Source organism: Streptomyces sp. NPDC031365, assembly GCF_055569765.1.
Genome location: NZ_JBVIIM010000024.1, coordinates 75,242 through 88,673, shown reverse-complemented (window position 1 = coordinate 88,673; position 13,432 = coordinate 75,242). Strand labels below are relative to the sequence as shown.

Annotated in this window: 15 protein-coding genes; 4 read left to right on the top strand and 11 right to left on the bottom strand. The window is 70.5% G+C overall.

Annotated elements, in window-relative coordinates; genetic code table 11:
- The first annotated feature begins 61 nt into the window (after window positions 1–61).
- Window positions 62–1,213 carry a 3-deoxy-7-phosphoheptulonate synthase gene (locus ACZ5C2_RS28955; protein WP_468797716.1) on the top strand — a complete coding sequence of 384 codons (1,152 nt, stop codon included), beginning with the start codon at window positions 62–64 and terminating at the stop codon, window positions 1,211–1,213.
- A gap of 188 nt (window positions 1,214–1,401) precedes the next feature.
- Here ACZ5C2_RS28955 and ACZ5C2_RS28950 read toward each other — a convergent pair whose 3' ends face one another.
- The 7 genes from ACZ5C2_RS28950 to ACZ5C2_RS28920 all read right to left on the bottom strand — a co-directional run bounded on the left by ACZ5C2_RS28950 (window position 1,402) and on the right by ACZ5C2_RS28920 (window position 7,368).
- A complete protein-coding gene (locus ACZ5C2_RS28950) occupies window positions 1,402–1,980 on the bottom strand; it encodes a toxin (RefSeq protein ID WP_468797713.1) in 579 nt (192 codons plus the stop codon).
- Between the two features lie 13 nt (window positions 1,981–1,993).
- On the bottom strand, window positions 1,994–2,434 hold the full coding sequence (locus ACZ5C2_RS28945) for a helix-turn-helix domain-containing protein (protein ID WP_468797710.1): 441 nt from the start codon (window positions 2,432–2,434) through the stop codon (window positions 1,994–1,996).
- A gap of 260 nt (window positions 2,435–2,694) precedes the next feature.
- Window positions 2,695–3,849, bottom strand: coding sequence for an MAB_1171c family putative transporter (locus tag ACZ5C2_RS28940; RefSeq protein ID WP_468797707.1), 1,155 nt, complete (start codon window positions 3,847–3,849; stop codon window positions 2,695–2,697).
- A 58-nt stretch (window positions 3,850–3,907) separates the two neighbouring features.
- Window positions 3,908–4,636, bottom strand: a complete 729-nt coding sequence (locus ACZ5C2_RS28935; RefSeq protein ID WP_468797703.1) for a TetR-like C-terminal domain-containing protein — start codon at window positions 4,634–4,636, stop codon at window positions 3,908–3,910.
- A gap of 123 nt (window positions 4,637–4,759) precedes the next feature.
- Window positions 4,760–5,368 (bottom strand): dihydrofolate reductase family protein, encoded by a 609-nt coding sequence (locus ACZ5C2_RS28930; protein WP_468797700.1) that lies wholly within the window; start codon window positions 5,366–5,368, stop codon window positions 4,760–4,762.
- 81 nt (window positions 5,369–5,449) lie between these two features.
- Complete coding sequence (locus ACZ5C2_RS28925; RefSeq protein WP_468797697.1) at window positions 5,450–7,033, bottom strand: sodium:solute symporter family transporter; 1,584 nt, start codon at window positions 7,031–7,033, stop codon at window positions 5,450–5,452.
- On the bottom strand, window positions 7,030–7,368 hold the full coding sequence (locus ACZ5C2_RS28920) for a DUF485 domain-containing protein (protein ID WP_468797694.1): 339 nt from the start codon (window positions 7,366–7,368) through the stop codon (window positions 7,030–7,032). The genes ACZ5C2_RS28925 and ACZ5C2_RS28920 overlap by 4 nt, the downstream gene beginning before the upstream one ends.
- A 438-nt stretch (window positions 7,369–7,806) precedes the next feature.
- Between ACZ5C2_RS28920 and ACZ5C2_RS28915 the strand changes: the two genes are divergently transcribed.
- The 3 genes from ACZ5C2_RS28915 (at window position 7,807) to ACZ5C2_RS28905 (ending at window position 9,135) form a co-directional block, all read left to right on the top strand.
- Window positions 7,807–8,397, top strand: coding sequence for a DUF5994 family protein (locus ACZ5C2_RS28915; RefSeq protein WP_468797691.1), 591 nt, complete (start codon window positions 7,807–7,809; stop codon window positions 8,395–8,397).
- Between the two features lie 5 nt (window positions 8,398–8,402).
- Window positions 8,403–8,579: a hypothetical protein gene (locus ACZ5C2_RS28910; RefSeq protein ID WP_468797687.1), complete on the top strand. Its 177-nt coding sequence runs from the start codon at window positions 8,403–8,405 to the stop codon at window positions 8,577–8,579.
- Between the two features lie 223 nt (window positions 8,580–8,802).
- A complete protein-coding gene (locus tag ACZ5C2_RS28905) occupies window positions 8,803–9,135 on the top strand; it encodes a hypothetical protein (protein WP_468797684.1) in 333 nt (110 codons plus the stop codon).
- Between the two features lie 272 nt (window positions 9,136–9,407).
- Here ACZ5C2_RS28905 and ACZ5C2_RS28900 read toward each other — a convergent pair whose 3' ends face one another.
- From ACZ5C2_RS28900 to ACZ5C2_RS28885, 4 genes are all read right to left on the bottom strand, one after another.
- On the bottom strand, window positions 9,408–10,157 hold the full coding sequence (locus ACZ5C2_RS28900) for an ANTAR domain-containing protein (protein ID WP_468797681.1): 750 nt from the start codon (window positions 10,155–10,157) through the stop codon (window positions 9,408–9,410).
- Between the two features lie 80 nt (window positions 10,158–10,237).
- On the bottom strand, window positions 10,238–10,912 hold the full coding sequence (locus ACZ5C2_RS28895) for a GAF and ANTAR domain-containing protein (protein ID WP_468797677.1): 675 nt from the start codon (window positions 10,910–10,912) through the stop codon (window positions 10,238–10,240).
- A 306-nt stretch (window positions 10,913–11,218) separates the two neighbouring features.
- Window positions 11,219–11,644 (bottom strand): STAS domain-containing protein, encoded by a 426-nt coding sequence (locus ACZ5C2_RS28890; RefSeq protein WP_468797674.1) that lies wholly within the window; start codon window positions 11,642–11,644, stop codon window positions 11,219–11,221.
- A gap of 487 nt (window positions 11,645–12,131) precedes the next feature.
- Entirely contained in the window at window positions 12,132–13,373 is a 1,242-nt protein-coding gene (locus ACZ5C2_RS28885; RefSeq protein WP_468797672.1) for a PP2C family protein-serine/threonine phosphatase, read from the bottom strand.
- Window positions 13,374–13,432 lie beyond the last annotated feature (59 nt).

Below are 13,432 nucleotides of genomic sequence, written 5' to 3'. Positions count from 1 at the left end.
AGTGGAACGGAAGCCGACAGGGCGAGACCTCCGACAGGTCCCGTGACGCCGGATGGTGGACATGACCGACTTCGAGGCCCTCACACGGTTCCGCGCATACCCGCCCCTGGTGTTCGCGGGGGAGTGCGACCTGCTCATGAACCGGATGGCGCGCGCCGCCCGCGGCGAGGCCTTCGTGCTGCACGTCGGGGACCGTACGCGGACCGCCGCCCTCATGACGGCCGACGCGATACGGGCCCGGTTCCGGACACTCCTCCAGATGGCCGCCGTCCTCACGTACGCCACCGCCGTGCCCGTGGTCAAGATCGGCTGCTTCGACCTCCGGGCCCCGCATCCCTCCGGTGTGGTCGGTGGATACGAGCGCTCCGCCGCTGCCCTGAACCTGATGCGCGCCCTCGCCGCCGGTGGCGAGGGCGACCTTCGTCAGGTGCACGAGTGGAACCGGGAGTTCGTTGCCCGCTCGCCCGCGCGTGAACGGCACGCGGCGCTCGTCGCCGAGATCGGCAAGGCCCTCGCGTTCATGCGGGCGGCCTGTGGACCGGACCCCGCGCACCTGTCCACGGTCGAGTTCTTCGCCGCCCAGGAAGGGCTGCCGCAGGCCTACGAGTCCGCGCTCACCCGCGTCGACTCACGGACCGGGCACCTGTACAACACCTCGGGCCATTTCGTGCGGACCGGCGACCGGACCCCGGCCCACGCCGGGAGACACGGGGATCACGAGGAGTACTGCGCGGCGATCCGCAATCCCCTCGGCGTGGAAGTGGGCCCCGGGACAGCTCCCGACGGCGCGCTGGCTCTCCTCGACCGGCTGAATCCGGCCAGGGAGCCCGGCAGGCTGACACTCCTGGTGCGCATGGGTGCCGACGACCTGTACGAGAGGCTGCCCGCGCTCATCGAGAAGGTCATGGCCGAGGAGCACAAGGTGGCCTGGATCTGTGAACTCACCACTCGTGACGGGTCCGGACCGGGACGCGGGGCGGCCCACCGCCCCCGCCACCTCGACGATCTCCTCGATGAGGTCACCGCCTTCTTCGACGTCCACCGTTCCCTCGGCATCCGCCCCGCCGGCCTCGCCACCGATCTGGATGAAGCCCGCTCCGCACCGCTTGATCTGGCTTTCCTCGTCGCGGAGCTGTGGCGGTCGGCCGGTCCGAGAGGCCGGTGCGGCACCACCGACAACCCGGCCGGGACATCCCTGCCGAAGCCGGCCTGATCGCAAGGGCTCACCACTCCGACATCACTGGTGACACAGGGGTTCCCCCCCACTGGCGCTGGCGTGCGCATCGTGAGTCTTCGTGTCGTCGCAGGTCCGGGCCCCGCCGCCGTGGCCGTCCGACATCCGCCGGACCGCGGCGGCCCTGGCGGAGGAGGCGGCGGCCGCCGGAGGACGAGCGACCTCCGTCAGATCAGGGTGCGTTCTATCCGGTCGAGCACGGCGTTCTTCCCGCGTTCAGGGTCCTCCCCGGCCTCCTCGGCCGGGGAGACCGCCCGCCCTTCCTCGGCGTCACCCATGCGCTGGGCGAGCAGATAGGCGATGACCTCCGCCTCCTGTTCCTGGACGTCGTCGTAATTGGCGCGCAGGAGCATGTCGCGCACGATGTCGGGATCGAGGTTGGGGAAGAGGAGGCGGGCGCTCGCCTCGTCCAGCCAACCCGCCCCGCGATGGCAGCAGATGATGTGGCCCAGCTCATGCAAGATGATGTGCTCCTGATGCGCGCTGGTCGTGTTGGCGTCGTAGAAGACGAGATCCTCGTCGCGGGCGGCCACCCAGATACCACACGGGTGCGAGGCGGGCATGTGCGTCGGGACCAGCGTGATGGGGCGGTTGCGGACCTCGCCGAGGTAGCGGCAGAGTTCCGCCACGTCCGCCACGTCCGGCAGGTTCAGTTCGGCGATCCGGCGCGCGCCGGCCTTGCGGAGTTTCTTGAGCTGGCTGCGCCGCTCGTGATCGGCGGACCGGCCCTTCCAGGTGGCCCTCACTCGCCGCTGCCCTTCACTCCGGCTCCGAGGGATCGGTGACGGGCGGAAGGCCCTGCAACTGCCGGTACTGGTCCATGATGACCGTGATGGCCTGGAGGTTCTCCTTCTTCATCCCGGCCGCCCGCATCGCCACGGCACGGACGCCCGCCTGGCGCAGCGCCTCGATGGCCGCGACCTCGCTGAGCACCGACTCGGCCACCTCGTCGTCGAAGAAGTAGGCGACCGACACGCCGAAGAAGCGTGCCAGAGCAGCGAGCAGGTCCGGTGAGGGATTGGAGCGCTTACCCGTCCGCAACTGCGACAGATACACACCTCCGACCCTGAGGTCGGGGTCGACCCTCTTCAGCTCCTCGGCCACGTCGGCGTTGGTCCAGTGCTTGCCCTTGGGGCGCACCGTCCTGAAAAGGTCGTCCAGCCGCACGGCCAGCACGGGCCGGTCGTCGGTCTCGGACATTGCGTTCTCCCTCCCGTCACCCCCTAGGCAACCTTGCCTGTAGCTAACTGCAATGTTTACAGACTAGCGGTCAGTTGACAATCGGCCGCGCCTGAGTCAACGTTAAGCTGGCCGATAATTGGCAGCTCACTTGGTCCACGGGGGTGACCAAGTGAGTCGAGGGCTTCCGCTTCCCTTTCCCGGCCCGGTCGGGCCGGGAAGCGGAAGTACCACGGGAAAAGGGAGAAATCCGCCTGGGCCGACGGGAACAGGCCGGGCTCTCAGCCGGCGCCACCGAGTCTACGGTAGGCGGCTGCGACCTGGGTGAGCCAAGCGACTTCCGCACCGAAGTTGTCCGAGTCTCGGTCGTCGAAGTCGCCGTCGTCCTTGCTGGCGTCCGGGAGGCGGCCGGTGCGCTTGGCGAGCAGGGCCTGTCTGATCTGCGCCGCCTCGGTGAACGCCTGCCGGGACTCCTCGCCGTGACCGGGTCCCGATCCGTTGGCTCCCTGGGAGGCGCGGTCGATGTACGGGCGCAGATCCCGCCATCCGTCCCGTATCTCGACGACCCTCCGGTGGAGCCGGTAGTCGAGGTCGGAGACCGAACTCCCCGGCGGCTCCAGAGCGATGTCCGGGTAGGACTCGTACAGATCCCGCCAGAGCGGGTAGAGCGCCCGGTACGACCGGTAACTGCGCAGCCAGCCCACCAGTTTGGCGGCCGAAGTGTCCCAGGAGGGGATCGTCAGGCTGAGGGAGAGCACGACGATGCCGGCGGCGCTGAAGACGGAGGCGGCCAGCGTCCAGGCACCGATGTCCATCCCGTTCGCGGCAGTGAGGATGTTGACCGTCCTGGCGAGGCAGTAGAGGAAGAGAACCACCGCGGCGACGGAGAGCAGCCGAAGGGCCTGCCGCAGCGAGGCCTTGTCGGTCATCCGGGCATACAGGCCGCACTGGCGGAAGATCGTGACGCACGGAACCGCCTGAGAAGTGATGAAGACCAGGAGGTACGTCAGGATCAGCGGCCGGCCGCTGCCGGTGTTGAAGTCCGTGGCCGGCCTGCCGGGACCTCCGGCGAGGAAGAAGAGCGCGACCAGCAACCCGGTGACGGCGATGCCGATGACCAGCCAGTGCCGTGCCCTGCGTGCCGCATCCTCTCCGGCGGCCGCCCAGTACAGCAGGATGATCTGCGCGCTGACGCAGAGGGCGACCGCCGAGAGGTGCATGACCAGGATGGCGAGGTTGCCGACGCCCAGAAGACGGTCGCTCACCATGGCGATGGCACCCATGGTGAACGTCGTGCACTGCAGCAGCAGCGTGATCACCAGCGCGCGGTACGCGCTCTCTCGCCAGCTGCGTCTCACCTGGCACAGCCGGTAAGCGAGGGCGGCGTACGACGCGAGCGCCGCGATGACGAAGCAGAGAGTTCTGATGGTGTTCACAGCCTGGTTCCCCACGTTGGTACTGCGCGTGCGGTGAGCGGTTCGGCCCGTGGTTCGGCTAGTCGGCGGCCCGGTCGAGCGGGACGTCGAGACCGATGCCTTCGGCGGCCACGGCGACGGCGAAGTCGAAGAACGCGCTCTCGTCCCGGACGCTGTCGTGGGTGCGGCTGAACACCTGGAAGACCAGCAGCCCGATCAGACTGCTCCAGAGCACGATGCCGCGCTCGACGACATCCGAGAAGGGAGCTCCGGGGACGCCACCGAAGAGCCTCACGGCCTCCGGCAGGAGCAGGGGCGGCCCGGGCACCGCCCGCCGGGGTGGCGTGAGTTCACCGGCCTCCAGGGCCGAACGCACGATGCCCGCCAGCACCGCGGGTGTGCGCGAGGCGGGCGGGACGGTGTCCTGGGGAGCGTGGTAGTCCGGTACGGGCGAGCCGTAGATCAGCGCGAAGTCGGCGGGGTGGTCGAAGGACCAGGTGCGCAGTGCGCGCATCACGGCGAGGAGCCGCGCGCCTGCGGACGCTCCGGCGTCCCGGGCGGCCTGGTCCGCGTGCTCCATCGCGGCGCCGGACGCGTTGTAGGCGTCGATGACCAAAGAGGTCAGCAGAGTGTCCCGATGGGGGAACACGGCTTCCACTTCGGCGGTGGTCAGCCCGCCCTCGTGGGCAACGGCGTCCAGGGACATGCCGCCGGCCCCCCGCTTCACCAGCAGTTGGCGCGCGGTGGCGCAAATGGCCGCGGCCGACGGCCCGTTCCCCTTGGTGGTGTTCCTTCCGGATCCAGTCATGGCGGTACCGTACCCGCCGTGGGCAAGGGGCCATGAGTCCCGTCCCTCGCGACGTACGGCACCTGATCGGTACGGGCTTGAGAGTTCGGCGTCCTGCCCCGGGACAGCTCCCTCTCCGGCCCCTCATTCTCCGAGCGTGGCGACGGCCTTCTCGTAACCGCCCGTCGGCGGCGCGGTGTCGGGTCCGTAGACGAGGTTCAGCACGCCCGTCGTGAACGTCTGCGACTTCAGCAGCTTCAGCGGGATCGATGGCTCGCCCTCGTCGAACAGGCGCATGCCCCTGCGTACGGCGATGGGGTGGACGAGGAGGCGCAGTTCGTCGAGGAGGCCCGCGGCCAGCAGCTGCCGGACGACGGAGACCGAGCCGCTCAGCGAGATGTCACCGCCCGGCTCGCTCTTCAGCGAGGCGGCGACCTCCGCGACGTCCCCCTCCGCCTGCTCGGAGTTCCGCCACCGCAGGTCGAGCCGGCTGCGTGAGAACACGATCTTCCGCATGTCGCCGAGCTGCTTGGCGAAGCCGGCGTCCTCGCCGCCCGCCGCCTCCCGCGCGGGCCAGGCGCCGGCGAAGCTGTCGTACGTCCTGCGGCCGAGGAGGAGAACCTCCGTGGAGTCCAGGCCCGCGCCGACGGCGGCGCCCATCGCGTCGTCGAAGTACGGGAAGTGCCACTGGTCGGGCGCCTCGACGACGCCGTCGAGCGAGATGAACAGGCTGGCGGTGATCTTCCGCGGCATGGTGACCTCCGGTTACTGGCGCGTGGACCGGATATGACCGTGCCACCCACCGGAACTCATCGGTGGGCGGCACGCGGATCGTCAGACGCTGTCCAGCTCCCTGCGGTACTCCGGCCCCGGTGCGCCGCCCGCCGCCCGGCGCCGATCCGTGACGCTGCCCAGCCAGCCCAGCAGGAACCCGGCCGGCACCGTCACCAGGCCCGGGATCGTCACGTCCCAGACCTTGAAGTCATGCTCCGGGAAGATCGACCCCGGTGCGCCGGACACGTACGGCGACCATACGAGCGCCGAGATGCTCAGCACCGTGGCCCCCCACAGGCACCACAGCGCACCGCGGGCGGTGAACCCGGGCCAGTACAGGGCGTACAGCAGGACGGGCGCGAGGGCGGCACCGCAGACGGCGAGCCAGAGCGTCGAGACGACCACCAGGTTCCAGTCGGCCGCGACGACCGCCACGACCGCGGCAACCGCCCCCGTCAGTGCCGCCGACCACCGCGACACCGCAGTGTCCGTCCTGCCCGCCGGGCGCGAGCCGGCGTGCTTGCCGTAAGCGCCCAGCACGTCCCGTCCCAGGGCGATGCCGGCGGCGAGGGTCACATCCACCACGGCCGCGAGCGCGGTGAGGAAGAGGACGCAGGCCAGGGCGGCGACCAGGAAGCCGCCGCTGTCCAGGGCACGCCCGAGCATCAGCGGCGTGAACACCTGCGCCGCCGGGCCGGCCTCGCGCAGTGCACCGCCGACGAGGGCCGCCGCGCCGACGCCGACGACGGCGAGCGCTCCGTACAGCAGGGTGAGTTCGCCGAGCATCCAGCGGCCGCCGGACCGCGCGCCGCGCGGGCTCTTCGTCGAGATGGCACGCATCAGCACGGCGGGCATCGCCAGGGTGGCCATCGACATGCCGAAGGTCTGCCCGATCCGGTTCACGGCCCCCACCCAGCCCTCACCGGTGTAGCCGCCCGGACGCAGATACGCCTCGCCCGTCCCCGAGCCGAGCGCGGCCGCGTCGAGCAGCCGCCCCGGGTCCCCGCCGAAGCGGTGGAGTACGAGCACGGCGGCGACCAGCAGAACGGGCAGGGCGATCGCCGACTTCGCGAGCATCACCACGCCTGTGCCCCGGATTCCGCCGCTGACGGCCAGCGCCGTCATCACACAGCCGATCACCACGATGCAGCCGGTGCGCATACCGGGCTGACCGAGCAGCGCCGCGGCGACGTTGCCGACCACCACCAGCTGCACGACCAGCAGCGGGAAACAGACGAAGAGGGTCACCACGCCCCACGAGACGCGTACGGCGGGCCCGCCGCTGCCTCGCGCGTCCAGCAGGTCCGCGGCCGTCAGCGAGGCGTGCCTGCGCAACGGTTCGATGATCAGCACGAGGAGCAGGATGACCCCGATCAGGCTGCCCAGCATGACGCCGAGGCCGTCGAAGCCGAACGTGGCGACCATGCCCACCAGCACGGTGACCGTCGCGACCGTGGTGGTGTCGCCGCCCATCGCGATGCCCTGCTGCCAGGAGCGCAGCCGGCGGCGGCTGTCGGACCGTGCGAGAGCCCGGTCGTCCTCGTCGGCGCCGGTGACGACGCACAGCATCAGGCAGATCACGACGAACACCGAGAACACGGCGAAGACGAGGGACCGGGACGAGGGATCGAGCAGCGTGCTCACGACCACCTCCGGGCGCCGGGGTGCCGCTCGAGCCGGTCGACCCGTCGCCCGTACACCACCAGTGCGTGCACACCGACGGCGAAGGGCACCACGGCCAGGAGCACGCCGAGGCTCACCTGTCCGGCGATCCGTGTGCCGTACACGGCGGGCAGGAGGGCGGCGGGCACCACATAGAGCAGCCATACCACGGCGATCCGCACGCCGAGCCGCAGCCCGATGGCCAGCCGGGCCGCCTCCTCGCCGTCGTGTCGCTCGTGCTCGGCGGGAGGGCGCGCGCCGGCTGCGCGCTCGTCATGGTGCGGCGGCCCGTGCCAGGGCTGCGGTCCGAAGGACATGTGGGCGGCTCCGCTCACGTCGATCCGGCACCCCGGAAGGGGTGCGCCTACGGGTGTGGGGGTGGGCGCGGAGTCAATCAGACGCAGGCGCGAACCCGCACGCGCTGGGCGCAGGTCTGTTCCTCCGCCCAATCCGGAGTCGTACGGACAGTGAACGGGCACTGCGTGACGGGGGGCCGGCCGGTCGCGGACCTCGCCGGGAGCGTCCGGTCGGAGCGCGTGGCGGCCACCGGCAGGCACGGCGGCGCCCGCACCCGGGAGACCAACCTCCGGACACCGGGGAGGGGTTCCCTGGCGGCTCCTCGGTCCCTCCGGAGGGTCCGAGGAGTACGCTGAAAGGACCGAGGATATTTCGCACACCGGCTTCCACGCTTGTGTCGTTTTCGGCGTTTGATGACACCGGGCCGGTCACGACCGGCCCGAGGCAGGGTTCGCGTCATGACGGCGACCATCTCCCTCCCGTCGAAGCCCGAAGGCCGGTCTTCCTCCCCCTCTCCGCGTCTGTCGCTGGCTCCCGCCGGGTCCGCACCCGCTCTGCTGGACGGCGCCTGGTGGCCCCACTCCCGTGACCTCGAGGCGGAACTCCCCTCACTGCTGGCCCTGCTCGATCCGCTGTGGGGACGGATCACCCGGGTCACGGTGAATCCCGTCCACTGGCCCGTCGTTCCACGCAAGGTGCCCGTCGCCGGGCATGTGGTGAAGGTCGGCTGGTTCCTGGCCGAGCAGGACCCGCACGAGCTGCTGCTGCTCTCGTACCGCGTGGGCCGCTGGAACCTGCTGGTGGTCCCGCCGCGGACACCCCCCGTCTCGGCCGCGTGGCTGATGACCGCCGCGAGCGACCCGCTGGGCATGTCGACCGCGAGCCGGTTGATGGAAGAGGCGGCACGCCTGCGGACTGTGGCGGAGACGGACCGGGCCGTGGAAGCGGTCTGGATCTCCGAAGGCGGGCATCAGGCCGGCGATCCGGCCCCGCGTCCACGGATCCCCGCGGTCACAGCCGCGGAACCGGACCCGACGAAGGTGGTGTGAGGAACGTGGAGATCTTCGTGACCGTGGTCATGGTCCTTGCGGTGATCGCTCTGGGCGTGCTGCTCATCCACCTGCTCAACTCGCAGCGCGACGAACGCATCGCCGCCTTCCCGTACGGCCGCAAGCGCTCGGACGCCCCGGGACCGGTACCGTCCGTTCCCCGGGAGGCGGACGGCCGATGACGCGGGGGAGTCCCGTGGCGGCCCGCTCCGCGTGCGACCGGTCAGCAGGGGAGCGTCGCCGTGACTGACGGCGACTGAGCTCCGTGGCGACGACCACAGCGGTCCGGCGTCGCACGCTGTCCGCAGCCCCTGGGCGGGAGTAGGCTGTGGAGTGAGACCCCAGCCCCCGGTATCGACGTCGTCGTTCCGTCGTCGTCATTCCGTCCCCGGGGAGGCCCGAGTCGTGTTCGCCCTGCTTCTCATTTTCCTGGTGGTTCTGTTCGGCCTCGGCTTCCTCGATCCCCTCTGGTGGGTGCTGGCGGCGGTCCTGGCCTACGGCGTCATCCGCCGCCGTCCCGATCGCGGCGGCGGGCGGAGTCCCGGCGGCGGTTCCGATCCTGGGGACTACCGGGCCTACCAGGAGCGCCGGATGCGCCAGGAGCGCTGGGACCGCCGCTACAGCCGACAGAACCGGGCACGCTGGCGGAACGAGGACCGCCGCGACGGCCGACGGATCCGGGTGCGCCGGCGGAGCGGGGACCGCCGGGACCACGACCACTACGGGCGGCCTCTGTAAGGCCTCCCGGCAGCCGCCGCGGGACCCGGCCAGGCGAACGATCAGCCGGCGGTGGGGGCCGGCTCTCGGGGGTGCGATGTCATCGACACCGACTCACACGACATCGGATGTCCTGGAGGCGGTCAACGGACCGGGTGTGGTCGCCACGACGAAGGACCGCACGCTCCCCGAACCGGTGCAGCGAGGCTGCGCCGAGCACTGGCGCCCCTCCATCCCGGTGGGCCGGAGACGGGGCGCGAGTGCCCAGGCGGGCAACGTCCGGAGCCGTGCCCTCAGCTCTCGGGCGCCCCCGCCCAGGGCGCGGGCCAGGACCCCAGACCGGCGAGGGACTCGGAGTCGTCGATGAAGGCGCGGGCCACATCGGCCAGGCGCCGGTTGTGGGCGCGGGCGTAGCCGCGCAGGGAGCTGAATGCCTGTTCCATGTCCATGCCCTGGCGCTCGGCGAGCTTCCCCTTGGCCTGTTCGATCAGCACCCGGCTGTTCAGCGCCGTCTGCAACTGCTCGTTGAGTATCGTGCTGCGATGGGCGGTGCGTTGTTGCAGCAAGCTGATGGTGGCGACGTCGGCCAGTGCCTGGGCAACCAGTGTGGCGGCTGGATCGAAGGGGCCGGGCGCGGCGCGGAAGAGGTTCAGGGCGCCCACGGTCTCGTCCCTCAGACGCATCGGCAGGGCCTGGACGGCCCCGAACCCACTGCGGTGGGCCACAGCGACGAAGCGCGGCCAGCGATCGACCTCCCGGGTCAGGTCGTGGATGATCACCGGTGCGCCGGTGCGGAAGCACTCGAGGCAGGGACCTTCGTCGTTCTGGAGCTGGAAGAGTTCCAACAGACGAACCTGTTCGTCGGAGGCGGCCATGACGCGGAGCTTTCCGTCCCGGTCGGCGAGCAGCACCCCGGCGGCGCCGGCGTCGAGCATGCTGACGCAGCGGTCGGTCAGCAGGCGCAGGAAGTCGATGACGTCGAAGTCGGCGACCAGGTTGTCGGCCAGCTCGACGAAGGTCTGGGCCAGAAGTCGTTGATCCATCGTGGGCACCCTTGGTTGAGACTGGTCCCTGCCCCGAGGGCGGGGACGGGCGGCTCGTTCCTCGGCCGGCGTCACCTGCGTCAGGTCTCCTCCTCGGTCCGGTCCTCCTCCGTGTCGGGTGAGAAACGAAGCCTACGGGTCACCACGTCCGCGGCCACGTCGGCGAGTTGGCGTCCCTGCGCGTAGGCGTGGGCACGGAGCCGGGCGAAAGCCTCTTCGATGCCGACTCCGAGCTGGATCGTGAGCATCCCACTGGCCTGGTCGATCTCCGCTCGGTACGCGCCCAGGTCCTCGGAGCTGCGGACCGGTACCGGCCCGTCGGCCGGTGCACCGGTCTCTCCGATTCTCGTATCGAGCAGGAGGAAGGTGGCGAGGTCGGCGAACGCCATCGCGTCGGCCAGCTCCTCCGCGTCGAGTACGGTCGGAATGCGAGCGTACAGGTCCAGAACCCCCGGGCTGATGGCCCCCATCTGCAGGGGGATCGAGAAGACGGCTCGGGCTCCGGCTTCCAGGGCAGCATCGGCGAACACGGCCCAGTGGGCCTGCAGTCCGGCATTGAGCAGATCGGGTGTCAGGACGGCCGAGCCGCGGGCGAAGGCGTCCACACAAGGCCCTTCACCGAGGGTGAGCTGGAGCTCTTCCAGTCGCCCGCTGATCTCGTCGGTGCTGCACAGCGGGTGGCTTGCCGCGGTCCGGGACATCGCCGACAGGCCGGCCCCGCCGACCGGGAGCGCGGCCACGGCCGCGGTGCACACGTCCAACACACCGACCGGGGAACCACGTCGGGCCGCCTCCCTGGCCACCAGTACCTGAATACGTGCCGATCGGTTGTCAGGCTCGACCTGGACCACCCCCTGCGGACATCCTGACGAGGCACTCCGGCCTCTCGGCGGTGTCGGTCGGGTCGAGGTCCCGCGGGTGATGCCGGACTGGGATGCCGACGAACGCGAAGGCGCCGCGGGAAACCGTGAGGTACCTGGTGCTGTGTGCCGGCGCCCCGTCGCGGCCGAGACACCAGGAGCCGTCGCCGCGTACCGGGAATCCGGAGGCGCTGTCGGCCGTCACCCCGTGTCGCTCGCGAGGGCGGGCACCGGCGGGACGGACGCGCGTGGCGGGCCCGAGGGGGTTACGGCAGGGGTGTCGCCGAGAGGCGGTGACAACTGGCCGAACGGGAGGCCGAGGAGGAGGAAGCCGCAGCCGGTCAGGTCGAGCACCCTGGCCAGCATTGCCGGAGGATGGTGCAGCCGCAGGGTCCTCTCGGCCAAGGTGGCCTGCTGCGATGCGCGTAGGAAGGCGTTGAGGCCGCTGCATTCGCAGAAGGTGACGGCGGTGAGGTCGACGTCGATGCTGCGGATGCCGTCCCGCAAGCACCGGTCGAGGGCCGCGCGTACCAACGGCACGGATTCGAGATCGATCTCACCGGCCAGGGTGATCAGTGCCCGGTTCCCTCGGTCACGGTGGTGGACGGCGAGCTGCGGAAGGGGCATGACGCCTCGGTTCGGAAGACTGTCCGGCAGCGTGCGCGATGGTGTCGGATTCCCTGTTCCCCGGGCGCGCTGTCGGCAGGAGGTGCGTTCGGCGGAGGTGGAACAGCGGCCGGTCCGACGCCTGCACGGCAGGGCACAGGTCCGTCCGGTTCCCTCCAGGGATGCATCGGGTGGTGGACGAAGGGTCCGCTCCCGCAGCCATCCGTGTTGAGCAACAGCATGCCGCCGGGGTCTGGGACGTCTCCACAGCAGCATAGTCCCCGCGTCACCTGACGGACAGTCCGAAGCCGCCCGATCCCACGCCACGGACGGTGCGGGTCACGGTGGGCGGCGCGTCTCCCGGGCACTGCACGGCACTCGGACGCGGAGCACCCAGGACGCCCGGACAGCCGGTCCCGGCCCGGGGCCCGGCGCGTTCGCATCCACACCGACCAGGCCGTGCACCCCGGTGGCCTCGGAAACGGTCCACGATGGGGCCCCTGTCGGTTCAGTCCAGGATCGCGAGGTGATCGGCGCCGCCCCCGCGCCATTCGATCAGGAAGAGGGTCGCGTCGTCGCTGGTGCGACCGCCCCGTTGCTGCTTCAGGGAGTGGGAGAGCGAGCGCACCAGCGCTCGTACCCCCTTCGTCGTGGGTTCGATGCGGTTGACCCAGTGGATGAGTTGCTCTTCGCCGAATTGTTCCTCGCCGGTCTCGTGCTCCTCGATCAGGCCGTCGGTGAAGCACAGCACCCGGTCGCCCCGTTGGAGCGTCTGATGGCTGATCTCGGGCTTCTCACCGCCGAAGCCGACCGGCAAGGTGGTCGGGCCGCCCAGCCGCCCGACGACCCGGTGGTCGCGGATCAGCAACGGCGCGGGGTGCCCCGCGTTGACCCACTGCAGGTGACCCGTCGTGATGTTCAGACGCATCATCTGAGCGGTGACGAAGTGGTCGGGCCCGAACTGTCCGGCGATGGCCCGGTCCATGAACGCGTAGACCTCGGACAGGCCGATGTCGGCGCGTCTGGCGTGCCGGTAGGCCCCGACGGCGACGGTCGCCATCGTCGCGGCGTCCAGGCCGTGGCCCATCGCATCGACCATGGCCACGTGCAGGATGTCGTCGTTGAGGGCGTAGTCGAAGCTGTCGCCTGCGACGTCGTAGGCGGGCTCCAGAATCCCGGCCACCTCGACCTGTGGGACGGACATCGCCAGCGGCGGCAGCAGGCTCCACTGGATTTCCGCGGCCACACTCATCGGTTCGCGGCGCCGGGCCTGGAAGAACTGATCGGTGTAGGAGTGCTTGGTGACGAGCATGTCGGCCACCAGGCCGGCGAGCCTGCGCAGCAGCCGTCGGTCGTCGTCGTCGACAAGGTCCAGCGTCAGGGCCATGACGCCCACCTGGTCGCTGCCGTCCAGCAACGGCAGGTACATCCGGATGCCGTCGGACGTCGGCACCTCGGCAGTGGTGCCGTACAGAAAAGCAGCGCCTGCTGGAGAGTCCTCGATCGGTTCGGGCTCGCCGACGTTCAGCCGCCGACCCGGCAGCGGCACCAGTACCAGCTGACCGTAGTCCTGCAGCAGGATGGAAACGTCGCGGCCACCGACTCTGGCCACTTCTTCCGCGATCAGCGGGGCGATCAGTTGCGGCGGCATCTCGTGTGCCCGGTCCAGCAGCACGCCAAGCAGCCGCTCACCGAACCCTTCCGACCGGTCCGGCTTGCCCTTGTCGGGCCGCCGCTCACCTTCCGCCATATCCGCACCTCTGCAACGGCGTTGTCAAAGCTCCGGCCACCGTCTCCCTGTTCACCTGA